The 24,714-nt window shown below is 60.3% G+C and carries 23 protein-coding genes and 1 tRNA gene; 17 read left to right on the forward strand and 7 right to left on the reverse strand.

Annotated elements, in window-relative coordinates; genetic code table 11:
- Window positions 1–135: 135 nt before the first annotated feature.
- Complete coding sequence (locus M8523_RS03270; protein ID WP_282583371.1) at window positions 136–384, reverse strand: hypothetical protein; 249 nt, start codon at window positions 382–384, stop codon at window positions 136–138.
- Window positions 385–881: 497 nt separating this feature from the next.
- Between M8523_RS03270 and M8523_RS03275 the strand changes: the two genes are divergently transcribed.
- Window positions 882–1,529, forward strand: coding sequence for a TetR/AcrR family transcriptional regulator (locus tag M8523_RS03275; protein ID WP_282583372.1), 648 nt, complete (start codon window positions 882–884; stop codon window positions 1,527–1,529).
- A gap of 39 nt (window positions 1,530–1,568) precedes the next feature.
- Here the strand turns inward: M8523_RS03275 and M8523_RS03280 are convergent, their stop codons facing one another.
- Window positions 1,569–2,726 carry a diphosphate--fructose-6-phosphate 1-phosphotransferase gene (locus M8523_RS03280; protein WP_282583373.1) on the reverse strand — a complete coding sequence of 386 codons (1,158 nt, stop codon included), beginning with the start codon at window positions 2,724–2,726 and terminating at the stop codon, window positions 1,569–1,571.
- Between the two features lie 458 nt (window positions 2,727–3,184).
- Between M8523_RS03280 and M8523_RS03285 the strand changes: the two genes are divergently transcribed.
- The 4 genes from M8523_RS03285 (at window position 3,185) to M8523_RS03300 (ending at window position 8,468) form a co-directional block, all read left to right on the forward strand.
- Complete coding sequence (locus M8523_RS03285) at window positions 3,185–5,683, forward strand: sensor domain-containing protein (protein ID WP_282583374.1); 2,499 nt, start codon at window positions 3,185–3,187, stop codon at window positions 5,681–5,683.
- Between the two features lie 175 nt (window positions 5,684–5,858).
- Entirely contained in the window at window positions 5,859–6,365 is a 507-nt protein-coding gene (locus tag M8523_RS03290; protein WP_282583429.1) for a MarR family winged helix-turn-helix transcriptional regulator, read from the forward strand.
- Complete coding sequence (locus M8523_RS03295) at window positions 6,362–7,093, forward strand: response regulator transcription factor (RefSeq protein WP_282583375.1); 732 nt, start codon at window positions 6,362–6,364, stop codon at window positions 7,091–7,093. Before M8523_RS03290 ends, M8523_RS03295 begins: the two co-directional genes overlap by 4 nt.
- A gap of 25 nt (window positions 7,094–7,118) precedes the next feature.
- Window positions 7,119–8,468: an ATP-binding protein gene (locus tag M8523_RS03300; RefSeq protein WP_428349731.1), complete on the forward strand. Its 1,350-nt coding sequence runs from the start codon at window positions 7,119–7,121 to the stop codon at window positions 8,466–8,468.
- Between the two features lie 23 nt (window positions 8,469–8,491).
- Here the strand turns inward: M8523_RS03300 and M8523_RS03305 are convergent, their stop codons facing one another.
- Window positions 8,492–9,091 (reverse strand): DUF2939 domain-containing protein, encoded by a 600-nt coding sequence (locus M8523_RS03305; RefSeq protein ID WP_282583376.1) that lies wholly within the window; start codon window positions 9,089–9,091, stop codon window positions 8,492–8,494.
- 220 nt (window positions 9,092–9,311) lie between these two features.
- Here M8523_RS03305 and M8523_RS03310 point away from each other — a divergent pair, with 220 nt between their 5' ends.
- Entirely contained in the window at window positions 9,312–10,301 is a 990-nt protein-coding gene (locus M8523_RS03310; RefSeq protein ID WP_282583377.1) for an acetyltransferase domain-containing protein, read from the forward strand.
- Between the two features lie 19 nt (window positions 10,302–10,320).
- Here the strand turns inward: M8523_RS03310 and M8523_RS03315 are convergent, their stop codons facing one another.
- Window positions 10,321–10,554 carry a NepR family anti-sigma factor gene (locus tag M8523_RS03315; RefSeq protein WP_282583378.1) on the reverse strand — a complete coding sequence of 78 codons (234 nt, stop codon included), beginning with the start codon at window positions 10,552–10,554 and terminating at the stop codon, window positions 10,321–10,323.
- Between the two features lie 267 nt (window positions 10,555–10,821).
- Between M8523_RS03315 and M8523_RS03320 the strand changes: the two genes are divergently transcribed.
- From M8523_RS03320 to M8523_RS03345, 6 genes are all read left to right on the forward strand, one after another.
- Window positions 10,822–11,646 carry a response regulator gene (locus M8523_RS03320; protein WP_282583379.1) on the forward strand — a complete coding sequence of 275 codons (825 nt, stop codon included), beginning with the start codon at window positions 10,822–10,824 and terminating at the stop codon, window positions 11,644–11,646.
- 771 nt (window positions 11,647–12,417) lie between these two features.
- Complete coding sequence (locus M8523_RS03325) at window positions 12,418–12,918, forward strand: type III secretion system chaperone family protein (RefSeq protein WP_282583380.1); 501 nt, start codon at window positions 12,418–12,420, stop codon at window positions 12,916–12,918.
- A gap of 56 nt (window positions 12,919–12,974) precedes the next feature.
- Window positions 12,975–13,775 carry a pyrroline-5-carboxylate reductase gene (gene proC / locus M8523_RS03330; RefSeq protein WP_282583381.1) on the forward strand — a complete coding sequence of 267 codons (801 nt, stop codon included), beginning with the start codon at window positions 12,975–12,977 and terminating at the stop codon, window positions 13,773–13,775.
- Window positions 13,776–13,908: 133 nt separating this feature from the next.
- Window positions 13,909–14,646, forward strand: a complete 738-nt coding sequence (locus M8523_RS03335) for a TetR/AcrR family transcriptional regulator (protein WP_282583382.1) — start codon at window positions 13,909–13,911, stop codon at window positions 14,644–14,646.
- A gap of 169 nt (window positions 14,647–14,815) precedes the next feature.
- Window positions 14,816–14,892: transfer RNA gene (locus tag M8523_RS03340), tRNA-His, on the forward strand.
- A gap of 989 nt (window positions 14,893–15,881) precedes the next feature.
- Complete coding sequence (locus M8523_RS03345) at window positions 15,882–16,400, forward strand: Ros/MucR family transcriptional regulator (protein WP_282583383.1); 519 nt, start codon at window positions 15,882–15,884, stop codon at window positions 16,398–16,400.
- A 1,034-nt stretch (window positions 16,401–17,434) separates the two neighbouring features.
- Here the strand turns inward: M8523_RS03345 and M8523_RS03350 are convergent.
- A complete protein-coding gene (locus tag M8523_RS03350; RefSeq protein ID WP_282583384.1) occupies window positions 17,435–18,325 on the reverse strand; it encodes a tetratricopeptide repeat protein in 891 nt (296 codons plus the stop codon).
- 241 nt (window positions 18,326–18,566) lie between these two features.
- Window positions 18,567–18,815, reverse strand: a complete 249-nt coding sequence (gene rpsU / locus M8523_RS03355) for a 30S ribosomal protein S21 (RefSeq protein WP_282583385.1) — start codon at window positions 18,813–18,815, stop codon at window positions 18,567–18,569.
- Window positions 18,816–19,427: 612 nt separating this feature from the next.
- On the opposite strand from rpsU, the gene rpsA reads away from it, so the two are divergent.
- The 5 genes from rpsA to M8523_RS03380 all read left to right on the forward strand — a co-directional run bounded on the left by rpsA (window position 19,428) and on the right by M8523_RS03380 (window position 24,445).
- Window positions 19,428–21,161 carry a 30S ribosomal protein S1 gene (gene rpsA / locus M8523_RS03360; RefSeq protein WP_282583386.1) on the forward strand — a complete coding sequence of 578 codons (1,734 nt, stop codon included), beginning with the start codon at window positions 19,428–19,430 and terminating at the stop codon, window positions 21,159–21,161.
- Between the two features lie 91 nt (window positions 21,162–21,252).
- Complete coding sequence (locus tag M8523_RS03365; RefSeq protein WP_282583387.1) at window positions 21,253–22,578, forward strand: Hsp70 family protein; 1,326 nt, start codon at window positions 21,253–21,255, stop codon at window positions 22,576–22,578.
- A 134-nt stretch (window positions 22,579–22,712) separates the two neighbouring features.
- The gene (gene sppA / locus M8523_RS03370) at window positions 22,713–23,681 is read left to right on the forward strand and encodes a signal peptide peptidase SppA (protein ID WP_282583388.1); all 969 of its coding nucleotides are present in this window, start codon (window positions 22,713–22,715) and stop codon (window positions 23,679–23,681) included.
- A 43-nt stretch (window positions 23,682–23,724) separates the two neighbouring features.
- Window positions 23,725–24,012 carry an integration host factor subunit beta gene (locus M8523_RS03375; protein ID WP_282583389.1) on the forward strand — a complete coding sequence of 96 codons (288 nt, stop codon included), beginning with the start codon at window positions 23,725–23,727 and terminating at the stop codon, window positions 24,010–24,012.
- Window positions 24,013–24,076: 64 nt separating this feature from the next.
- Window positions 24,077–24,445 (forward strand): lipopolysaccharide assembly protein LapA domain-containing protein, encoded by a 369-nt coding sequence (locus tag M8523_RS03380; protein WP_282583390.1) that lies wholly within the window; start codon window positions 24,077–24,079, stop codon window positions 24,443–24,445.
- Window positions 24,446–24,471: 26 nt separating this feature from the next.
- Here M8523_RS03380 and M8523_RS03385 read toward each other — a convergent pair.
- Window positions 24,472–24,714 (reverse strand): ISAzo13-like element transposase-related protein (locus M8523_RS03385; protein WP_428349718.1); only part of this gene is annotated, 243 nt, incomplete at its 5' end.

A 24,714-nucleotide genomic window follows, 5' to 3' on the forward strand; every position in this document is an offset into this window, starting at 1 on the left:
TTCACTTCGAAGGTCACGCTTGTCGGGCTGCACCCGCGCCCCAAAGATGTTCTCAAGAAGTCCGGGCGCGACCCGGCTTCGGCATGACCAGAAAACGATCCGGAGCATCGCAACGGAGCTGCGCAACCGGACGGCTCAGGCCGAGGAACTCTTTTCGTCGAAGACATCAAGGCTGCGAAACATCGTCAAGGTTCGGGACCAGGTTTCGAGCGCCCGGGATGCGACGATGAACTTGCGTGCTTCGTCTTCGTAGGCCTGCCAGGCCTTGACCGTGATCGCATGGTGGTCGCCGGTCGGAACATCCGCATCCGGGTTCTTGCCATCCGCCTCGCAGAGGGCACAGGCGACGAGTTCGGTCTGGATGAGGCTTAGATTCAAAAGCATGTCTCCTTCGTTGCGCTTGGTTCAAGGGTGGCGGCCTTGACGTTCACCTTCGGGGTTGCAGCGGGCGGCGCGATCGACCTTCGTGGCGCGAACGCGGCAGGACCATGGTTTGCGATCGGTAGGAATTTGTAAACCCTAACCTGGCCGAGCGGCGATGAAGTGTTGCCGCGAACCGCCACTCCATCCCAGTTAAAGCCTCCAGGAATGGCATCAGGACGGTGCGCGCATGCCGAGCCGCTGTTGGGACGGGCTGCATGTCCGGCCCGCGCGACCAAAACCATCCCGGCAACTTGTCTTTGACAAACCGGCGATATTCAATGTCATACGATCGTATGACATTTGCACTTCCATGCGGAATGACTTCGGACCTGAGGAGGAACGCGCTGTTCTTCAGACCTGCCGGAGTCACAAAACCGTGATGCCTCTTGGTGTCGGGCCAGCGGGAGTGGCGCGTTGCTGCCTTGACCACTGTCTCACCACCGATGAGGAGAGCTGAATTGGCCCCCGAGGCTCCGCCGCGAGAGGGCAACCGCGAGGGAACGCGCCAAGCCTTGATCGATGCTGCGGTTTCGGTGTTCGCGGATCAGGGCTATGCGGCCGGCTCCGTGCGCGCGATTACGCAGCTCGCCCGCGCCAATCAGGCCGCGATCACCTATCACTTCGGAGGCAAGGAAGGTCTTTACCGCGCTGTCTTGCGCACCGCTGTCGATGAGCTCGAAGCCGAAAATACGATCGACGAGAGGCTGATTGCCACGATGGATCGTGAGGAAGCGCTCCGGCTCGTCATTCGGCAGTTCCTCATCCCCCTGAGCCAGCCCCAGCGCCTGGGTCGCTACATGAGGATCTTCGGGCGGGAGGGACTGGACCCGAGTTCGATCTACCTGGCGTTTTTCGAAACCGAGAAACCCAAGCTGGTGAGCTTGGCGGAAATCCTTGTGCGCCGCTTCCTGCCAGAGAATGCGGCGCCGCGCGACGTGGCACTGACGACGTTCTGGCTCCTGCAGCAGCCGATCGCTTTCGTCCGTAGTGCCGGTCGCTTGCGCCAGCCACCGTTCAGCGTGAGTTTCGATGTCGCCGCGATTGACGAGGTGGCCGACCTTCTGGTTCGCCTGGTCATGTCCGGTCTCGGAGGGCGGAGGGCCTGAATCTGCCCTTGGGCCGCCAATCGACCACTCCGAGCACGGTCAAACAAAGGGGGTGAACAGATCCGGTCGCGGAGGGAGCAGCCGGCGAAAATAGGCCCGGCCCTCATCGGAGACCGTACTGTCGCTGCTGAAGAAGCTATCGGGCATGTGGCGTGTTTGCCCGGCCACTTGGTCGAGTGGCACCAGGCGCGGAGCCGTCCGGTCGCCATCGTAATGCAACACGACAGATCCGCTCCGTGTCAGAGCCTGCTCGGCCGCGAAAGCACCCGCCGCATAGGCCTCGGCCCGATCTGTAGCATCGATCGTGCCGAGAAACCCGCGCGGAAGATAGCCGAGCGTGTCGACTCGCGCCCGCGCCTTGGGGAAATGCGTTTTCAAAGCCTTCCCGATCTCAAGACCGAGGTCGCCACCCGTCAATTGGACGTTACCGTGGGCGTCTCGCTCCAGTGCGCCCGCCGCAAGGACCTCGGCCAGCGGCCGACCGGTTTCATCCTGTACGCCCTCCGACATGGCCACGATGCAGCGCCCGAGCCTGCCGTAGACTGCTGCGACATCCGCGACGAAGCTTGACACGACGAAGGGTCGTTCGGGCGCATAGACGAGATGCGGAGCGTCGTCCTCGGTGCGCTGCCAGGCCGTCGGCGCCGCCGTCAGAAACCCGGCATGTCGTCCCATGACGATCCCAACGTAGATGCCCGGCATGGCGCGAAAGTCGAGGTCCACGCTGGAGAAGGCCTGGGCCACGAAAGTGGCAGCCGAGATGAAGCCGGGAACGTGATCGTTGGCGACCAGGTCATTGTCGATGGTCTTGGGAGCATGCACGAACCGGCATGCACTGGTCGATCGCTTGCTCAAAAGATCAAGCGTACCGGCCGTATCGTTGCCCCCGATATAGATGAACGCGCGTGCGTCCAACGCATCGAGGGCGGCCAGGATGGTTGCGCAGGCGCTCGGATCCGGCTTGTCGCGGGTCGACCCCAGCCCGGAATTGGGCGTGTTGCCGAGGCGGGCGAGATCGCTCGCACTCAATTGAGTGAGGTCCACGACATCTTTCGCCATGAGGCCGCGCACCCCGTGGCGGGCGCCTAGGATGCGCAAGGATGCGTCGTTTTGCCGGGCAGCAACAATCGCGCCGCATAGCGTCTGGTTGATCACGGCGGTGGGACCGCCCCCCTGCGCGATGACGATCGACGGCACAGAAACCTCTCGGTGGCGCTGATCCTTTGCCGGAGCGGCGGACAGCTCTTCGCGGATAACACCAAGATCCCTAGCGCGGGACAAGCCGCATCTTCACCATGCACGAATCCCCGGGAGCCAGCGCTGGCCTAGCCGAGGTGACGATCTCACCTCGCCGCATCGTCCGAGGATTTCAGCAAAGCGCCCCAATGACGCCTGAGCGATGCCGTTGTGCTCCACAGCAAAACTTGACTGGGAATTTTGATCACCATCGCATCGATCGCCAATTTATGGACGGTCCTGCCTTTCAGGCTGCTTTTTTACTTCAGGATGATTGATCCACCGAAGTGCACAAAATCGTAATCCACCTCGCCCATCGTTGTTCAATGCGTCCCGTGGCTTGGCGGGGCGAGACCTGGATGCACATAGGTCAGTCGTATGCAGTATTCCGGCAAATCGATTTCTCGCGAGCGTTCCCGGTGAATTCGGACCCGGTCTCCGAGGTGCTAGGCGCGGAAGTCCTTCGCCGGGTCTTTGAATCGAGCGTTGATTGCATCAAGCTCCTTGATCGCGATGGCATCATCCTGCTGGTGAACATCGGCGGCGCCTACTTGATGGATGCTGCCGACCCGAGCCAACTGATCGGGCGGAACTGGCTGCATTTTTGGGAGGGCGCCACTCTGGCTGCGGCGGAAGCCGCACTCGCATCGGCTCGGAACGGGCATGTCGGTCGCAGCAAGGGCTCAGCACCCACATTGAAGGGAATGATGAAGTGCTGGGACAGCCTTGTCACGCCAATGCGGGGACCCGGGGGTGAGGTCGAGCAGATCCTTGTGGTCTCACGGGACGTCACCGATCTTCATCGCCTCAATCAGGAGTTGGAGCTCGAAAAGCGGAGAAGCGATGCGCTTGTGGAGGCGATTGCCCAGGTGGTCTGGCATTCGAACGCTGACCAGACAGGTGCGAGTAGCCCGGATTGGCTCTCCTATTGCGGCATGGCCGATCGCGAAATCGGGTCGGGTGGGTGGTTGGAGGCGGTACATCCCGAAGACCGCGATGCTGTCCGCAAGGTGTGTGAAGCTGCCATCGTGTCGGGAGAGGATTACGAGAACACCTATCGTCTCCGTCATCATTCCGGAACTTGGCGCTGGGTCACGGATCGTGTCGTTCCGGTCTGTGATGAAAGCGGGACGCGTGTCGAATGGGTCGGCCTCGTCATGGACATTCATGATCGTGTCCTAGCCGAAAAGGCATTGCGGGAAAGCGAGGAGCGCCTGCGGCTTGCCGTTCAATCGAGCCGGGTCGGCATTTGGGATGTCGACCTTTTGGACGGCACCCGTCGATGGTCCAATGAACTCAAGGAGATGATGGGTCTGGCGCCTGAGGCCGTCGAAGATGAGGCTCTCCTCATCGAGCGGGTTCATCCAGACGATCGTAACGTCATTCTTGACGCGCATCGCAGCACGTTTTTGCAGACCTCCGGTCTGCCGCAGGTGACGTTCCGCATCATCAGGAAAGACAATGGGGAGATCCGTTGGATCAGGTCATGTGGGCATGCCATCGCCGACGAGCACGGCCACCTCTATCGTCGCATCGGCACCTGGCAGGACCTCACCGACAGCGTTCTGGCGGAACAAAGGCTCTGGCATGCGGCGAACCACGACGCTCTGACATTGCTGGCCAATCGCAATCGGTTCAACGATGTTCTGGCCGCAGCCATGACATTGGCCGAGAGCGAAGAGCCGCTCGGTCTTTTTCTCGTCGATCTCGACGGATTCAAGCGGATCAACGATACACTGGGCCACGCAGCCGGCGACCTTGTTCTGCGAACACTGGCCGAGCGTTTGCGGCAGGAAAGCCCCGTGGGTGCGACGGCCGCCCGCTTGGGCGGCGATGAATTCGCTGTTGTGGCTCCGGGTCTCCAAGGCACCGAGGAGGCGAATGAGCTGGCTGCACACCTCAACAATGTTCTCGCCGAGCCGATCCCGCATCCGTCCGGGCTACTCAGGTGCACTGCCAGTATCGGCATCGCGATCTTTCCCGACGGGGTCGGTGAGCCGAGTGACCTTCTGAAGAACGCGGATTTGGCCCTCTACCAGGCCAAGAAGGCTGGGCCGGGTCAGCACGCCTTGTTCAATGCCGAGATGCGCACCGCCGTCGCCCATCGTGTCGCCGTGCTGAGGCAAGTGGGGCAGGCCCTGATGGACGATGCGATCGCGCCATTCTACCAACCGAAGATTTTTATGGAGAGCGGAGAAATCGAGGGTTTTGAAGCGCTTCTCCGCTGGAATGACGGGTCGGGCTGGCAGGCGCCGGCAGCGATTGAGCACGCCTTTGAAGATCCGACGCTGGCTGTTCAACTTGGCGAGCGGATGATGGATCGTGTCATCGCCGATCTGACGGGCTGGCGGAAACTTGGCCTGAACATCGGCAGGATCGCGGTCAATGTCTCGGCCGCAGAATTCTCCAAGAGCGACATGGCGAACAGGATCTTGGCAAAACTCGATCGGGCGGGTCTGTCGCCGGGTGATCTCGACATTGAGGTGACGGAATCGGTGATCCTGGGCACACAGGCGACGCATGTGGGACACGCCTTGCGTCGGCTTCATACGCAAGGCGTCTCCATCGCACTCGACGATTTTGGAACCGGCTACGCCTCGCTTACCCATCTCCGGCAATATCCGTTTGACTGGCTCAAGATCGATCGTTCCTTCGTCCGCGATCTGGAGGTCGACGCCAATGCCGACGCGATCGTGTCGGCCGTCATCGGTCTCGCGCATGGGATGTCGCGCCGTGTGGTAGCTGAAGGCGTCGAAACGGTTTCCCAGCTCGATATTCTGCGACGGCGCGGATGCGACGTCGTGCAAGGGTACCTCGTGTCCCGGCCGATGCCGGCGAGCCGCGTTCCCGCGTTCACTCGGCGCTGGGTGGGTTTCGATGAGAGTTTTCGGAAGACCACAGAACTTTCATGCGCCTAGTGCGCGCGGTGACGATGGTCTCGTGCCGACGCGAGGATTGAGCCAAGCACATTGGCTATGCTACGCTTGATGGCCGGACGGGCGTCGCTATTGCTGACATGATTTGGCACCAAGCTGGAACTCCTTGGCGGCGAGGCAGGATGTGACGGACAACTTGGTTCATCTGAGGGCGGAGATGTCCGGTCTTCAGGAGGCAGCACCGGCACCGCTCTTCGACCTGATCGAACTCATGTTCTTCGCGTATCGGGACTTTGTCGGCGATGCCGACCGCCTGCTCGAAGCCTATGGCTTCGGTCGCGCGCATCATCGCGTTCTGCATTTCGTCAGCCGCCGGCCGGGGCTGACGGTCGCCGAACTGTTGGACATCCTTCAGATCACGAAGCAAAGCTTGGCTCGCGTCATGAAGGAACTGCTCGACGGCGGCTTTGTGACGGCGCATGCGGGGCTGACTGATCGTCGGCAGCGTCTGCTCTTCGTGACGCCCACTGGCGAAGGTTTGGCGAATAGTCTCGCCCGCCTGCAATCGGAACGATTCAGGCGGGCTCTCGCCGATCTGCCGCCCGGCGCTGAGGAGGCCGCCAGCCAGTTCCTGTTCGCCCTTGTGGATCGTGAAGCGCGTGCCGGAGTCGCCGCGATCGTGTGGCCCGAGGGCATTCGGTCGGCAAGGCTCGGACGGCGATGAGCGAACGGGGGGGCGATCTCGACGTGACGGCGGCGGGACTCAAAGACGATGCGCCGCATCTCCTTCTCGTCGATGACGATCGCCGCATTCGTGAGCTTTTGGCGCGGTTCGTGGCCAAGGATGGCTACCGGGTGACGCTGGCCAGCAACGCCGACGAGGCTAAGAGCCATCTCAAGCACTTCGCCTTCGATCTCATCGTCCTCGACGCCATGATGCCCGGCCAAAACGGCTTTGACTTCGCCACCGAACTTCGCCGTAGCTCCGATGTGCCGATTCTGATGCTGACGGCGCGGGCCGACGCCGACGACCGCGTGCGCGGCTTCGAAGCCGGAGCGGACGACTATCTGACGAAGCCCTACGAGCCACGCGAACTCCTGCTTCGGATCGCCTCCATCCTGCGCCGCTCCGTGCCGCGCGTCGCCAAAACCGACCAGCCGATGGTTCATTTTGGCGATTTCTCGTTTCAAGTCGATCGGGGTGAGTTGCGGCAGGACGATACGCTCGTCCGGATTACCGAACGCGAGCGCGACATTCTCGCCGTGCTGGCGGCTGCCAGGGGAGAGACCGTGTCGCGCGAGACCTTGGCGGGCTCGGCCGGGCCGGCGAACGAGCGCACGATCGACGTCCAGATCAATCGCCTCAGGCGTAAGATCGAGGCCGACCCGGCGGAACCGGTCCACCTACAGACCGTCAGGGGGGTTGGCTATCGCCTGGTCGTCAATTCCTAGAACAGGGAGACCTCAACGCGTCGGGATCCTCGTCAGAGACATCTGGCACGGCTGGCTCGCGACCAAACGCCTCTTCGCCGACGCGATGCCGAAACGGCTCTACTCGCGAGCCCTGTTGATCGTGGTGATCCCGGTCGTTCTGCTGCAATGCGTGATCGCGTATTTCTTCATGGAAAAGCACTGGCAGGCCGTGACGTACCGGCTTTCGGTGGCGTTGACGCAGGACATCGCCGCGCTCGTCGACCTCCACCGTAGTTTCCCGCCCGAGAAGGGCGATGAGATCCTGGAACGGATCGCCTTTGAGCGGCTCGGCCTCGATATCGACATCCTCCCCAAACAGCCGCTCCCGCCCCCCCTGCCGAAGCCTTTCTTCTCGTTGCTCGACAATTCGCTCTCGGCTGAGATTCGCAAGCAGATCGGGCAGCCATTCTGGATCGACACGGTCGGACGCTCCAGCATGATCGAGATCCGCATCCAGATGGACGATGCGGTGCTGCGCGTGCTGGCCCGGCGAAGCGCCGCCTATGCGTCCAATTCCCATATCTTTCTTCTCTGGATGCTCGCGACATCCATTGTCCTTCTAGCGATCGCCATCGCGTTCCTCCGCAATCAGATCAAGCCCATCCTCCGGCTCGCGACCGCGGCCGAAAATCTCGGCAAGGGCCGAATGGTCGAGTTCCGGCCGAGCGGTGCTGTCGAAGTGCGGCGGGCCGGATATGCCTTCCTGGAGATGAAACGCCGGCTGGAGCGCTCGATGGAACAGCGCACCACGATGTTGAACGGCGTCAGTCACGACCTGCGGACGATTCTCACGCGCTTCAAGCTGTCGCTGGCGCTCATCGCGGACGGGCCCGATGCCGTCGAAATGGAAAATGATATCGACGAAATGAACCGGATGCTGGCTGCCTATCTGGCCTTCGCGCGCGGCGATGCGGGCGAGGTCTCGGCCACGATCGACATGGGAGTCCTGCTTCACGAGTTGAAGGCGGACGCGCATCGCCAAGGCCATGCGGTACAACTTGACATCAGCGGCGAGACTGCGGTTGCGGTGCGTCCCGACGCATTTAAGCGGTGCCTTGCCAACCTGATCGGCAATGCGCAACGCTATGGGAGCAGGATCGAACTCCAGGCCGTTCGCGACAATCGCTTCCTTACCCTCCATGTGGACGATGACGGCCCAGGCATTCCGGTCGAGAAGCGTGACGACGTGTTTCGGCCGTTTTACCGCCTCGACGAGTCGCGCAATCAGGACGCCGGCGGGACAGGACTGGGTCTCGCCATCGCGCGCGACATCGCCCGATCACATGGGGGTGACATCATCTTGAGCGAGGCCCCGATCGGTGGCTTGCGGGCGACGGTCAGAATTCCTCTCTGAGCCGATGGTTCGGCAAGCCCGGTTCAGGTTCCCTCCTTGCTCGGGCGCTTTTCAGCCGCGATGGCATCGGATGCGATCCGGTCCAGGACATCGTCAGGCAAGTCGATCCCCGAGAGGCGCCAAGTGAGGCCGCTCAGCCGCAGATGAATTCCATAATCCTGCTCACCGCCTTGCCGCTCCGTGGGAACAGAGAAGCGGAAGCTTGCGAGCCCGTCGAAATACGAGCTGAAGAGAACATGGATGAAATGTGCGGCATAGATGGATTGTAGGGTCGGGACGCTGCGGTCGATCGCCACAGTCCGGTTCTCGATTGTGATCTGCCCAATCCGACCTTGTGCGAGCAGAGTGGCCAGAGCGTCAGGGGCGAGCAATTGATTGAGATAGGGGTCCGCCAATGTGGCGCCGACGGAGGTCGCGAGGCTTCTCTGCCACCCGCCCATCTTGTCGGCGCGACCACTTTTTTTGAGGTAGGCCGATACAATCTGTCGCGCCAGTGATCGTTTGAGCGCTGGCGCATTGATCCGCTGCGTCAGGGCTTCGGCATCGTGCATCGCCGCGGCCTCGGCCAATTCATAGGCTCCCGCGTAAGGCCATAGCCAGTAGGCGACCGCTACAACGATCACGCTAGCCGGTATCCAAAATCGACGCATCGGATCGTGTACCTTTCCACCGGGCGGCCTTCGGCAAGCGCGGGTTGGTTCATCTGCGAGCCGACCGCCCAGGCCGCTGCGATAGGCGGCGATGTTGCAAAGGGGATCGGGAAGCACAGGCTTGTCCTATAAGGGCGTGTCATTCCCGTGGCAGCCAGAAAGGCTGCAGTTCACCTAGGCGCACTCCTCTTCGATGTCTCTACCGGTCGAAGTCCCGATCACCCACGCGAAGGCCGATGGCAGGCCGGGAGCTACGCGCATCCCGGCTGTGGATTGCCTGCGCGGCGCTGCGCTGGGCGGCATGATCCTCTACCATTTGACCTGGGATCTTCATGCTTTCGACCTTTCGCCTATAGATCCCGGAACGTCTTTGGTGCCGCGACTGTTCGGTCACGGCGTAGCCACCGTGTTCCTCGGACTTTCAGGGTTCGGGATCGCTTTGGCTCAGCGGCGCGGCTTCAGGCTCGGCCAAGTGGCGCGCCGCTTGGGGGCCATCGCGGCAGCCGCCGCGACGGTCACCCTGGTCACGATGAGCGTGGTGCCCGGCGGGACGATCTGGTTCGGCATTCTTCACTGCATCTTGATCACGAATATTGTCGCACTCGTGCTGCAGCGGGTCTCGAATTTGGTGCTGGTCACGCTTGGGGTGCTTGCGGCAACGATCCCTTTGGCTTTGCCGGCTGCCCTTGGAGGCGCCGGCTGGGCTTGGACTGGACTCTCCGACACCTCGCCCGCCACGCTCGATTTCCGCCCGCTTCTGCCGTGGCTGTCTCCCGTTCTGATCGGCATGGTGGCCGGCAGAACGCATCTCGTGGATTGGATGGCAAGGTTCTCCCCGAGACCCGCCATATATCGCGTCCTTGCAACGGGAGGACGCCATAGTTTGCTGGTCTACCTCCTGCACCAGCCTTTTCTAATCGGCTTACTGATCGCCCTCTATGGCTTGCCGGAGACCGGCCTTACGCCCACAGTCCTGCTCTCACGGCCCCGACAGGCTGCTGAGTTCCTCCAAGCCTGCGAAAAGGGGTGCGTCGCTCAGGGCCGGGATGAACAGCTTTGCAGCGCAACGTGCCACTGCGTTTTAACGGCCACCCTTGCGCATCCAGCCCTCAGGCAGTCACTTACCCGTTCAGCTCCAGATGCGATGCGCACCTATATTGCGGAATGCCAATCTCCTCCGTAAGACGGGGTCGCGGAAAGTTTCAGGTCCCTGTTTTCTGTTCGAGCTGTTTCATCAGTTCCAAAAACCGATCTGGCACTGGCTGTTTGGCAACATCATCAAAGACAGCCCGCAATTGCCGCCCGATGAACTGCTGCATGTCGGACGAGACAGGCTTTGGAGCAACGTCGCTCCCCTCATCTTCGTCGACATCAAGCTCCTCCGCATGCACTGCCGTGTCGGTCACGACCACGCCCGCTTCATCGAGCGGTCGCACCGCCTCACCGCGGGCAGCTCCGGATTGCTCCGTCCCACCATTACTTTTGTCCCTCATCCGAAGCTCCAAACCCCCGACAAACGGCCCCAACCTTGCGGCGGGGACGTCCTTACCCTATCCTGGCGCCCGGCGCGAAGGGGAATGCCATGCACAACCACCGCGTCGATCCATCTCATAACGCAAGTGCAAAATTATGGTTCCGCTTTGGAACTATAATCCTTCAAAGTCGTTATGAGCGGGGCTTTTTTGGATCTTAGAGAGTTGTCGATGTCGATATCCCAGGCGATCGCGCCACATTTGCCCCATTTGCGACGCTTCGCGCGCGCGTTGACGGGAAGTCAGCGAAGCGGCGATGCCTATGTGGTGGAAACGTTGGAGGCCATCGTGGCCGATCCAGACGGGTTCGGGATCGGCGACGACGCTAAGACTTCGCTTTATCGGCTGTTCCTCAAGCTCTGGGGTGTGGTCTCGGTGAACAATGCACCTGACGCAGGTGTGGCCATGCCGGATGAGATCGGAACCAGCCGGCGTCTTGAAGCGATCTCTCTGCGTCCCAGGATCGCATTGCTGCTGACGGCGCTCGAAGGATTTTCGGTCGCGCAAGCGGCAGCCACGCTGACATGCTCGCAAGCCGACGTGAAATCGCTGCTCGACCAAGCCAATGCCGAGATCGCGGCCCAAATCTCCACGGATGTGTTGATCATCGAAGACGAGCCGCTTATCGCGCTCGACCTGCAAAACCTGGTCGAGGAGCTTGGGCATCGTGTGATCGATGTCGCACGCACCCATCGCGAGGCCCTTGCAGCGATCCAGACCCAGAGCCAGCCGGGATTGATTCTGGCGGATATTCAACTCGCCGACGGCAGTTCAGGGCTTGAGGCGGTCAATGAAATCCTTGAGAGTTTCGAGGTGCCGGTGATTTTCATCACGGCTTACCCGGAGCGTTTCCTCACCGGTGCGCCGCCCGAGCCCGCCTTCCTGATCGCCAAGCCTTTCAGCGTGGACACGCTGCGGGCTGTGATCAGCCAAGTGCTGTTCTTTGACCGGAAGTCCCGCCGACGTCCCGAGCGGAGCACCGCCATTCCTGCGTGACTAGCGGCCTCGTGGGGTCGAATGCCCGGGTAGCAGTGGAGTTGGCCTTGGGCCGGCCCCTTGCATGCGTATCTCCTCAGTTTTGACCCAAGAAAGAACGCGCGCGGGCGGTCGGACAAGAAACGACGCTTCGCCAAAAGTGCTTTTCGGCATGCCTGGCCGCGCGAGCGGTTCTTAGGTCCAAGTCTGTCGCGGCCAGGGCACCACGTTTCTTCCAAACAGAGATAGTTCCCTGCGACTGATGCTGGCTCGCTCAGGCTAATGAGAGGCAAGTCAAGCCCCGAGCAGGGCTATTTAAAGATACCACCCTGCTCTTTGCAATAACCTTACCGGACATGTTCCGCGTCTCGCGACCCGCGATTTCTGACGGCGAAATGGGCTGCATTAAAAACCCGCAACGGCTAGGGGCTGCCGTTGCGGGTTCTTTAATGCAGCCAAGCGATGGGAGGGGAATACATCTGCCTGACCACGGGGTGAAAACGTAATCCGCCTCGACAAGTTCCCACGCTTGACGCGGCCCGCAGGTCTGAAAACCACCGTTCGTCGCGCTGTCCACAACTACCGGAGAACCGTGTGATCCCAGCCGTGCAATCGCCGCGAACTTGGCGCTATAGTTGAATCACAAGTGATTCGCAGTTCTGACAAAGCAGGCCGTCATGCGCGGCAGGTGAGCTACAGAGTTGCTGGCGTCCTGCATTGATTTTTACGCTTTCGCAGGCGGTTCATGGTGTGGCGGTGCGCTTCGTACCGCAGATTCGGGTGGGATGTTGAATGTCGCTTCATCAGATCGAGCCGGATCGGGCCGAGCATCCCGTCGATGTTGTGGAGCGTCTTGCTTCACTGCACGACTGGTCGTTCGATCGCGATAACCAGGATGAGATCTCGATTTCCGTCAAGGGTAAGTTGTCCGATTACCATGTGGCCTTCACGTGGTTGCCGGATCTCGAGGCTCTCCATGTGGGCTGCGCCTTCGACCTGAAAGTGCCGGAAAGGCGCAGGGCAACGATCCTTCACCTCATTTCGCTGATCAATGAGCATCTTTGGATTGGCCACTTCGATCTTTGGACCGGCGAGGATGTGGTGATGTTCCGCCATTCATTGCTTATGGCGGGCGGAGCGGATCCGGACGGACGTCAGTGTGAGGCTATTCTGAAGACGGCCGTGACGGCCTGCGATCGCTATTATCAGGCGTTTCAATTTGTACTTTGGGCCGGAAAATCGGCACGGGAGGCTCTGGACGGGGCCATGTTCGAGACCGAGGGAGAAGCGTGATTCAAAGTGCCGCATCAGATCCCTTGCTTCGCAGTGATCGTTTCGAGGGAACGATCATGCTCGCCGGAGCAGGTCAGATGGGCGGCGCACTGCTCGAAGCGTGGCTCGATGTGGGCATCGACCACCGATGCCTGACGGTTTTGGAGCCGCGCCCGTCAGGGCCATTGGTGGAGCGCCTCGATCGTGCCGGGATTGTCCTCAACCCGCTTGCAGGGACGCGGCCTTCGCCAGACGTTCTTGTTCTTGCAGTCAAGCCCCAGATGCTTGAACGGGCCGCGCCAGACCTTCTGCCTTACGCTCAACCCGGAACTCTCCTCATCTCGGTGCTGGCTGGAAAAACCATCGCGGACCTTCGGCGCGCTCTGCCGGATGTGGGTTCGATTGCGCGAGCCATGCCGAATACACCCGCTGCGATCCGTCGCGGCATAACCGGCGTGGCGGTGGACGCCGCCGTAAATGAAAATCAGAAGGCGGCCATCCAGTTCTTGTTGGCCGCCGTTGGCGAGGTCGAATGGCTGGCTGATGAAAACCTGATCGACGCCGTAACGGCCGTGTCAGGGTCAGGGCCCGCTTACGTGTTCTACCTGACCGAGTGCCTGGCCAAGGCTGGCGAAGCCGTAGGTCTCGAAGCCGCCGTCGCCATGCGCCTTGCGCGTGCGACCGTCGAGGGCGCCGGAGGCTTGATGGCGGCCCGTCCAGGAGATACCTCTGAGATGCTGCGCCGGAATGTGACATCGCCTGGCGGAACGACGGCGGCGGCACTGGACGTCCTGATGATGGACACGGGCGGTTTGCCAATGCTCATCTCGGCCGCGGTTGCGGCAGCTCATCGCAGGGCCGCCGAACTGTCCGGCTAATGCCTCATGCGATGCCCGCGGTGCCTGCCCCTTGCGTAATCCGATACCGATGCGCGACATTGCTCGGGAATGCTGGCCGGAGGACCTGAGATCGGTCGGTCATCGTTAGGGCAGGAAAGCGGAGACAAACAGCATGCCGGATACCGTTGCCCCCAATGCCGCGAAGCCGGAAGACGCGCCGCACCGTCCTTCCCCGCGCGACGCCATCATCGAAGCCTTGTTCGAGCTTGCGGCTGAACGGGAATGGAAAGACATTTCCATATCCGATATCGCCACAAGAGCAGGGGTTTCGCTCGCTGACTTCCGGGATGCCTTTCCGTCCAAGGGGGCGATCCTTGGGGGATTCTCCCGCAGGATCGATCGCGCCGTCTTGGAGAAGACGTCAGACGATTTGAAAGACGAAGGGCCGAAAGAACGCCTTTTCGATGTGTTGATGCGCCGGCTCGACGCTATGGCGCCTTACCGCCTCGGCCTCGAAGGCATCTCCGATTGGCTCCGCCGTGATCCCATTGCGGCCGCCGCGCTGAACAGGACAGCGGTCAATTCCATGCGTTTCATGCTCGAAGCCGCAGGCATCGATACGGAAGGCCAGGCGGGCGCTTTAAAGGTTCAGGGTCTTGTGGTGGCTTGGGCTCGGATTGTTTCCGTGTGGTTGAAGGATGAGGATCCGAGCCTCTCGAGCACAATGGCCGCGCTCGACCGCGAATTGGTCCGTGGCGAAACGTTTGCGGCGCGTGTTGATGATCTTGAGCGACTGGCAACACCATTCCGATTGTTGGCGCGAGGCGTGATGAACGCGGGGCAGCGGATGCGGGCTCGGGCAAAGCGAAACGGTGACATCAAGGCGAGTGCGGACGCTCAATCAAGATAACGACTGCTCGCCGGCTTCATCTTTTGGGCGAAGGAGATTGCCGTCGCTATGGACGGCGCGGGTGATCAATCGGTTGCTTCGCCCGGAGAGCCAGTTTTCATCCTGGAGTGCCGAGGCGGGGTTGCTTTCCCGTTCAGATCCTCCTAGTTACATCCGCGCTGCAGTGCAGGCCGCCATAGCTCAGTTGGTTAGAGCGCTAGATTGTGGATCTAGAGGTCCCCCGTTCGAGCCGGGGTGGTGGTACCAAAGCAGTCTATCTTTCCGCAGGATGAGCTGAACAGACAGCCAGCTCGATATCCTGGGAGACCTTCCTACGGTACTGTCCCCCCGGGCGAACCGCGTTGTAGCGGTTTCGGCTTGTTAACGGAGCTTCAGATAGCGAGAGGCAAAGTCCCCGGCTTGGCTCGCTGATCGCGTATTCGGTTCGAGGGCATCGCCTGTTCGAGTTATTGGCGGAGATCATCGCCCCGGTGCGGCCAGTCATCGGAAATGTTGAGTGCCGCACTCCCGTTCTATCCTGCGGTCGCCACAGAACCCCCAGCCCAGAGCATCATCGAGGAGTTAGCCTCGTCCCTAATTGAACCTCAGTCGACTGCACCTTGCGGAAAGCATTTGGTTGTTGCGGGTGTCCGGTTTAACGCCGACACCACTTGTGGTTTCGATGCTCGGCGTTGAGCAGTCTCCTCGGATTTGATTTTTACCCGGAGCCGAGGCTCACGACCCCTTGTCAATTGACACCAATGCTCGTAGCGCGCCACCCCACATTGCAATTTCGCCCAAGCATTGCCCGTGAGGTTTGGTCAAGGATTCCCTATGTCTTCACGCTGAGCAGTCTTGTGCGGCGGCACTCAACTGTACCTCCTCGAAGGCTGATCATTGAGTGGCTGACATTGCATTACAGCGTCACAACGTACCTGATCATGTGCCGCAACCCGCCTTGGCGACTCGCTGTCTTGCGCTGCAACATTGCGTGTTTGCCTGATCGAATTCGTAGCCTGAACAAGACTGGAACGCCCGGCCCAGCGGCTTTATCTGTGATTCGAGGCCGCGACAGTGACCCGCCGATCATCGTTTCAGCAATGAGGACCTTGATTGATGAGGCGATACTCACACGAGCCGGCCATATCCGGTATGTTGTCGCAACTTTCTTTCACATACTTGCCTAAATAGAGTTCCGGCGCTTGCGAAATGCGTGAAACAGATCTATCTACTTAAAAGGAAACGCGGAGAGGATCATGTCGGAAGTGAATACAGAGGTTGAATTCATCGAAATGGCTGCTGACATCGTGTCGGCGTTTGTGAGCCATAATTCTGTTCCAGCCGGTGAATTGCCGACCCTGATCCACTCGGTTCATTCAGCGCTTCAAAAAATCGCCGGAACAAAAGCTGAAGAGCCGGTTGAACAGATCAAGGCGCCTGCGGTGCCGATTAAGAAATCGATCGCCGACGATTACCTTATCTGTCTCGAAGACGGTAAGAAATTTAAGTCGCTGAAGCGTCACTTGAGGACGCAGTACAACATGTCCCCGGTCGAATATCGTGAAAAGTGGGGGTTGAGCGGCGATTATCCAATGGTTGCTCCGAACTATGCCCGTGCTCGCTCTGCGCTCGCGAAGGAGATGGGGCTTGGACAGCAGAGGAAAAAGGCCCTCACGCTTCGCGCGGCTGTTGCTCCCGCTCAAGAAGTTTCCGCGCCAATTGCTGAGCCGAAGAAAGGGCGTGGACGCCCGAAATCGGTGAAGAACGCCGCTTAATCACAAGTGTCTTAGTTAGCTGAGCGCGCCGCGAAAGCCGGCGTGTTTAGTTTGTTTTGGAGAGAGGGACGACGGATCATCTGGTCTATCGTCTATCTTGCGGACTACTGGCGTCCTGATGCTGACCTCATCTGGTGTGCTGGACTTACCGAACCTCAGCCGCCTTGTTCCCGATGGCTCTTGAAACACCTTGAGTGTCGATAGAGGCGCCAGTCAAATTCGTTCTTTAAAAGGTCGCTCGCTCGGATCTCCGCGAGTATGTTCCGCCGTCTCCACGAGATATCGGCTGTCCGATCGTTCTTGATGAGTTTTGGCTTGTCTTATGAGACCAAGGTTCGTTATCCGCCACTCAGGCACGGATAAGTCATAGACGGATGAACCTTAGCGCAGGTGGGAAGGAGGCAGACTGACAAAGCCGGACTTCCATAGGCTTATTCTTTTACGGCCGATCACAGCTTAAAACAGGGACGCTAGCGATATGCAATGCTGGCATTGACGAAGGAACCGCCATCCGACAGGGATGTCGAACAACGTGTCAAGCTGCTGCGAGAGAGGGCTTACTCTTAGGAGGACGCTTTTGCCGCAAAATGAATCAGCTAACTGGACTCAGAAGAAAAATTACGTGGGTTTGTGGATAGCTCGCCCTACAGAACCAACGATCCTGCGTGAAGGAAAAATCCTCACACGAAGCTCACGCTTACCCGGCCGGCATTCCCTTGAACCGTGCCTCTTGTGGTCATCAAGACTGATGAGAGGCGACATTCACGGTGGACAGTGGACCGCACGGACTTTTCGACGAAGCGCAACAAAGCAAAGTCAGGACCGAGGTTTCACGGGAGCATGGGTCGTTTCCGCGCAAACTAGCCTTCGGTTTACCTAGACGCGGTCAGACGTCGAGGTCCTGACCGGATTCAGCGCTTCGTTCGCCCTCGATTGAACAGCGTCTTCGTCCTGATGTGGTCCAAAGCCTGGGTTTGAATGTCGATATTCGAGCTTCGCCCAACCGCTCATCAGCGAGTGGTGCCACGCGGTGATCAACCAGCCAGACGAGACAACCCGTCGCTGGCCGCCTGATTCTGCGGATCAAGCACCTTGGCGTGTGAGAAGGCTTCTCGCGCCTTTGTGGCATTGCCGGTCTTCTCATAGCAGAGGCCCAAGCCGGCCCACGCGTCTGCGTTCTTGGTGTCGACGTTCAAAGCGGCGTTGTAATCTTCGATCGCCGCCGCGTATTTGCCGGTGGCGGCCAGGCTTTGCGCTCGTGCTTGGTAAGGCGCCGCCGCGAAGGGATCGCGATCGATCGCATTGTCAAAGTCGCTGATGGCCAGAGCCTGCTCGTTTTCCTTTTGATGGATCAGGCCGCGCGCATGGAACGCCTGCGCCCCCTCCGGGTACAGCTTGATGGCCTGATTGAGATCGTTCAAAGCCTGTTCCAGGTGACCCTGCGACCGGAGCAGGTTACCGCGGCCCAGATAGGCCGGAGCGTGGTTCGAATTGGCCTGAATGGCTTGATTGAAGTCTGCGAGCGCGAGGTCGTCTCGCCGCGTCTGGCGGTACGCCAAGGCACGATTGGTGAAGGCAGCGGCGTTGCCGGGATTCAATTGAACCGACTTGGTGAAATCCGCGATGGCGTCGGCGAAATCGCCTGTCCGCGCATAAGCCGTGCCGCGTGTATTATAGGCCTCGGAATCGCTTGGATTCCGTTTGATGACCTCGGTCAACGAAGCGATGTTGACAGAGGTTTCCTTGCTGGCCGGCTGAACTTCCGCAATGCCCGCGCCCGGCGTGCCGATCGAGCCAACGGTTTCGCACCCGGCCAGACCCAAAGCGGCCGCGACGGCCCCAAGAAGCAGAACACGGCGGCGCCACTCGGCCAATACTGGAATTCCCTTATACGTTCCTGAGAAATCCGTCCGCACGACGATCATCTCGTGTCTCTCGCTTAGATCTTTGGGTGACGAGCACCGATGAGGCTGCGCGCAGATGTCGACTGACCTGACAATGGGGCGACACTGGGACAATCAGGCGTCCTGAGGAGGGCGGCTGATCGCTTAACAAGAGGTGTCGCAAAATGGTTACGATTTACCTAAGTCCACAAAAGCAAAACCTCCAGCGAAGAGCTGGAGGTTGAAATGGCGAAGACCTGCGAATTGGGAAAGCCGGCGAGCTTCAGCGTGGCACGCCAGCACCGAGCAGCGGGCGAGGCTTCATCGGCAGCAACCCTTCGCGCTGCAACTTTTTGCGAGCAAGCTTTCGGGCACGCCGCACGGCCTCGGCAGATTCGCGTACCCGCTTCTCGGACGGCTTTTCGTAATGGCCGCGCAGCTTCATTTCACGGAAGATGCCTTCACGCTGCATCTTTTTCTTGAGAGCCTTGAGAGCCTGATCGACGTTGTTATCGCGAACGAGAACTTGCAAGCGTGGACCCTTGAAGAGCGATACGCGACGACCATCGCGTTGGTTGAGGAATTATGAAGGGACGGAAAAAAGCTCCGCCCCCAGAGGCTGGTCCGTTAGCAGGGTTGTTGCTCGCTGTCCAGCCAAGTTGCCGCTGCTGCGGGCTTTTCGATAGCCCGTGTGATTTTGGCCGCTCCGGATGAGACAAGCGTCCAATTCATGCCGGACACCGTGAGGAAGCGTGGGCGCCACCCCACCTCTGCAGCCAGCCGTGATTTGACGAGCCTCTAATGGATACGCTCTGGTTTAGCCCTTCGCCGGCTGAAGCTTGGCGTCGGACATAAGAGTCGCTGCGCTCGGCATCTTTCAACGTCTTGCGATCTTGGCCGGTAACAGGCGCTCCGCTTCTGGTGCAAGGCTTGTTCGTTCTGTGCGGATCTGGTATGGGCAGCGCCTTGATGAGAGATTCAACGATCTCCATATCAAACCGATAAGCAAATATTCCCGCTCGCCGGTCCGCGCCGGCCCACCCTTCAGGGTGGAGGACGTTCAGTTTCGAACGCCATCGGCAACACGGGAATCCTGTCAACACCAACCGCCGGCGCTGCCCGATCGGGCACTCCAGGAGAGTATATGTCCGCAGTTTACGCTGAACGCGCCCCAACGCGCGAAGACTTCGCCGCAATGCTGGATGAGAGCTACGGCAAGAACGATGCTTTCGAAGGCACCGTGGTGCGTGGCACCATCGTGGGCATCGAAAAGGATGTTGCGGTTGTCGATATCGGTCTCAAGACTGAAGGTCGCGTGCCGCTCAAGGAATTCACGAGCCAGGGCCGCGAGGCTTCGCCGAACATCGGCGACATCGTCGAGGTGTACCTGGAGCGCGTCGAGAATGCGCTCGGCGAAGCCGTCATCTCCCGCGACAAGGCCCGCCGCGAAGAGAGCTGGGTGAAGCTCGAGAAGGCGTTCGAGAAGCAGGAAAAGGTCGAAGGCGTCATCTTCAACCAGGTGAAGGGTGGCTTCACAGTCGACCTCGATGGCGCCGTGGCGTTTCTGCCGCGATCCCAGGTCGATATCCGTCCCGTACGCGACGTGTCGCCCCTCATGGGTGTTCCGCAGCCCTTCCAGATCCTGAAGATGGATCGCCGGCGCGGTAATATTGTCGTGTCGCGCCGCACGGTTCTCGAAGAGTCCCGCGCCGAGCAGCGTCATGAGATCGTGGCCAACCTCGAAGAGGGTCAGGTCATTGACGGCACGGTCAAGAACATCACCGATTATGGTGCGTTCGTGGACCTCGGCGGCATCGATGGTCTGCTGCATGTCACCGATATCGCCTGGCGTCGCGTCAATCACCCGACCGAGGTCCTGACGATCGGCCAGACTGTTCGCGTGAAGATCATCAAGATCAATCACGAGACGCACCGCATCTCGCTCGGCATGAAGCAATTGCTGGACGATCCGTGGCAGGGCATCGAGGCCAAGTACCCGATCAACGCCAAGCTTTCGGGCCGCGTTACCAACATCACCGACTACGGCGCCTTCGTGGAGCTGGAGCCGGGGATCGAGGGCCTCATCCACGTGTCGGAAATGTCGTGGACCAAGAAGAACGTTCATCCCGGTAAAATCGTCGCGACGAGCCAGGAGGTGGAAGTCCAGGTCCTCGAAGTGGATCCGATCAAGCGCCGCATCTCGCTCGGCCTCAAGCAGACCCTGGCAAACCCCTGGGAAAGCTTCGCCGAACGCTATCCTGTGGGCTCCGTGGTCGAAGGCGAGGTCAAGAACAAGACCGAATTCGGCCTCTTCATCGGTCTCGACGGCGATGTGGACGGTATGGTCCATCTGTCCGATCTCGACTGGAACCGCCCCGGCGAACAGGCGATCGAGGACTTCAAGAAGGGCGACATCGTCCGGGCCCAGGTTCTCGATGTCGATGTCGAGAAGGAGCGTATTTCGCTCGGCATCAAGCAGATGGCCGGCGACGCCTTGGTCACCAAGCCCGGTGAAGACGCTGCTCCCGGCGACTCGCTCCGCAAGGGACAGGTCGTGACCTGCGAGATCATCGAGGTCAAGGAAGGTGGCGTCGAGGTCAAGATCGCTGGCTCCGACTTGACGACTTTCGTCAAGCGCGCCGAGCTTGCTCGCGATCGCAACGATCAGCGTCCCGATCGCTTCGCGGTCGGCGAGAAGGTCGATGCCCGCATCACTCTGCTCGACCGCAAGGCCCGCAAGATCGCTGTGTCGGTTAAGGCACTGGAAATGGCGGAAGAAAAAGAAGCCATTGCCCAGTTCGGGTCGGCCGACTCGGGTGCCTCGCTCGGCGACATTCTTGGTGCGGCGCTCAAGAAGCAGCGCGACGCGCAGAGCTGAACCTGAACCAGCCGCTGACGCGGCTGCACAAAACCGTTACCGCGCGGAGCCTCTCCGCGCGGTTTTCTTTTGCGCCTGAGACAGACTGGCTATGACACGTGCCCTCGGCATTGATTTCGGCACGACCAATTCGGTCGTGGCTCTTCTGCAGGACGACGGCCGCGTGACCAACGTGACCTGGCCTTCACAGGCGGGTCCCGTCGATATTTTCCGAACCGCGCTTTACTTCTGGAGCGAGGGCCGTGCCCCGCGCGTCGAGATCCGCCATGTCGCCGGACCGCAGGCGCTGGACCGTGCGCTCGCCGGCACCGGGGAAGGGCGGTTCATCCAGTCGATCAAGACCTATCTGGCAAGCCGCGCCTTCTCTGAGACGCGGCTCTACGCCAAGCGGTTTTCGATCGAGGCTCTTGTCGGGACGTTTCTCAGCGAATTGTCCGCTGACTTCGGAGACCTCAAGGCGCGGTCGCTTCCAGTGGCGGCGGGGCGGCCGGTCGTGTTCGCCGGCGAACTACCCGACGAAGATCTGGCCGTGACGCGCCTGACCGAAGCTTACCGGCTCGCCGGCTTCGGGACGGTCGATCTGGCCTACGAGCCACTGGGCGCCGCCTATTGGTATGCTCGCCAGCTCAAATGTGATGAAACCGTGTTGGTGGCCGATTTCGGCGGCGGTACGAGCGATTTCTCGGTGATTCGCTTCACGCATCCAAAAGGGCAGCTGGTGGCCGATGCGCTGGCCCATACCGGGGTCGGCGTCGCGGGTGACACGTTCGACTACCGGCTTGTGGATCACCTCGTCGCGCCGCAACTCGGCAAAGGGTCTCGCTACCGCTCCTTCGACAAGAGCCTGCCGTTCCCCGCCTATGTCCATGCCGCCTTCGCGCGTTGGCACCAGTTGTCGTGGCTGAAGGTCCCGCAGGTCATGCGGGAGCTTCGGTCCCTGGCCTCTGCAAGCGAAGCGCCCGATGCCATCGAAAAGCTGATCGCGTTCCTCGACCTCGACCTGGGTTTCGAGCTCTACCAGGCGATTTCCCGCGTGAAGACCCAACTCTCCGACGCCGAGACCGCGACGCTCGACTTCGATAGTCACGGTATCGCGCTGCGGGGACGCGTTACCCGCGGTGACTTCGAAGGATTCATCGCCGGTGATCTCCAGCGGATCGGAGAAGCCATGGAAGCCGCTTTGGTGGAAGCTGGGCTCACTCCGTCGGACGTCGATGCTGTGTTCATGACGGGCGGTACCTCCTATGTGCCGGCCGTGCGAAATCTCTTTGTAGAGCGCTTTGGCGCCGATCGAATCCACACGGGACAGGCCTTCCAATCCGTGGCTTCCGGGCTGGCCCTCGTTGCTGCTGATCGCGCCTCACATGGGGCGTCCGAAGACGCCTCGCGCCTTGCCTTGCCGCACAGCCCCGCTTAGGTTGGACGCAATTTGGTCCGAAGGGTCATTGTAGGCGGTCAGGTCCTCCATATCCGGTAGACCGCGCTGAAGCCTTGGACGCGGGGTTTCAGAACTGCCCTTTGGTATCGACCTTTCGAGGGAATGTTTCGCGTATGTCCATGACATCCAACGCCGCCGATTACCTCTTCGATCGGCGGCGTCTGCGCAGGAAGCTCTTGTTCTGGCGGACGGCCGGCTTCCTGCTGCTGACCCTGATCATTGTCGGCTTCGCCTTGATGGCGACATCTTCCAGGAGTGCCGGGACCTTCGTGCCCCACATCGCCCGGATCCGTATTTCCGGTTTGATCACGGGCGACGAGAAGACCCTGAAGCTGATTCGTGACGTCGGGGCGTCTTCGGCTTCCGGGGTCATCGTGGACATCGACAGCCCCGGCGGTACGACCGTCGGATCCGAACGCGTGTATGACGCATTGCGAGCTGTCGCCGAAAAGAAGCCCATGGTGGCCGAGATTCGCACACTCGGGGCGTCCGGCGCCTATATTGCGGCGCTTGGCGCCGACCACATCGTCGCCTATGGAAATTCCTTGGTCGGCTCGATCGGCGTTCTTTTCGAGTTTCCCAATGTGTCCAAACTATTGGATACGGTGGGAGTGAGCGTGGAGAAGATCAAATCGTCGCCCCTCAAGGCCGAGCCTGATGGGTTTACACCGACGAGCGACGCCGCCCGGGCCGCCATCAACGCGCTCGTGGCGGATAGTTACGCGTGGTTCAAGGGGCTTGTTCAACAACGTCGAGGGATGAGCGATGAAGAACTCGCGGCGGTTGATGACGGGCGGGTTTTCACCGGCCGGCAAAGTCTTCCCTTGAAGCTGATCGACCAGATTGGCACCGAGAAGGACTCGATCGCCTGGCTCGAAAGTAAAGGGGTGGCCAAGAATTTGCCGGTTCGCGATTGGAAGCCCGATAGCGACCGTGTCTTCGGGCTGCTCGGGATGGCCACTGCCCTTGCGGAAACCCTCGATGCGCGGACGTTGACCCAGGTTCTCAAGGGCCTGGCGGCCGCAGACGCGGCTCATTCGTCGGAGGGGCTTCAGGCGATATGGCTAGGTGCGCCAGAATAACGGGAAAGCCGAGGTTTTGTGATGCGACGTGAGGGGGCAAACGTTGATTAAGTCGGAACTCGTACAGCGGCTCGCCGAAAAAAATCCTCACCTTTATCAGCGCGACATCGAGAAGATCGTCAATGCGATCCTGGATGAGGTGACCAATGCGCTGGCTTCCGGCAACCGGGTGGAACTACGCGGTTTCGGGGCCTTCTCGGTCAAGCGGCGTGACGCCCGTCTCGGCCGCAATCCGCGCACGGGCGAGCATGTCGACGTGAACGAAAAGGTTGTGCCGTTCTTCAAGACAGGCAAGGAGATGCGGGAACGGCTGAACGTCCAAGATGGTTGAGATGCGGGTAACGGGACAAGCCTGTCCGCGGCGTCACTCGCGGAGATGATAGGGAAGAGATGGAATGAAGACCGTCGTTAAGGCGATTATTCTGGTGCCGATCGCACTGCTCGCCATTCTGTTCGCTGTAGCCAACCGTCAGATCTCGACGATCTCGCTCGACCCGTTCAACAGCGAAACACCAGCCCTGGCCCTGAGCGCTCCCTTGTTCCTGGTCATACTCCTAATGGTGATGCTGGGTGTCTTGATCGGCGGCATTGCCGCTTGGTTGGCGCAGGCGCACGTCCGTTCCGAGGCGCGACACGCCAAGGCGGATGCGGAGAGGCATCGCCGCGACCTTCAGGAGACACGCCTTGAGCTTGACCTGGTTCATCGCCAGCAGGCAGCCGCGAGCCCTAGGCAGACTGCGCTTGTTCACCGTGAAGTCGCTTAGGCAGCGTCGACAAATTATCGCGCTGATTATGATGGCCTTGGAGCGATTGTATAGTTCCATTCGCCATGGAAGTCGTTGCGCTGGATATTCAGCTTGGCCATGTCCTGGTCGGACACTTTGATCCCAGCGGAATAAGGACGTTCATCGAGCTGGCAGCGGACGGTTAACCCTGCCGTTGAAGTCGTGGCCCCGATAAGTTCGACGATGGTGCGGTAGTCTGTCAGCGGTCGCCCGCGCCAGTTTCGGGAGATGAACGAGAAGAGGCGATG

The organism is Lichenifustis flavocetrariae (assembly GCF_026130545.1).
Lineage (GTDB): Bacteria > Pseudomonadota > Alphaproteobacteria > Rhizobiales > Beijerinckiaceae > Lichenihabitans > Lichenihabitans flavocetrariae.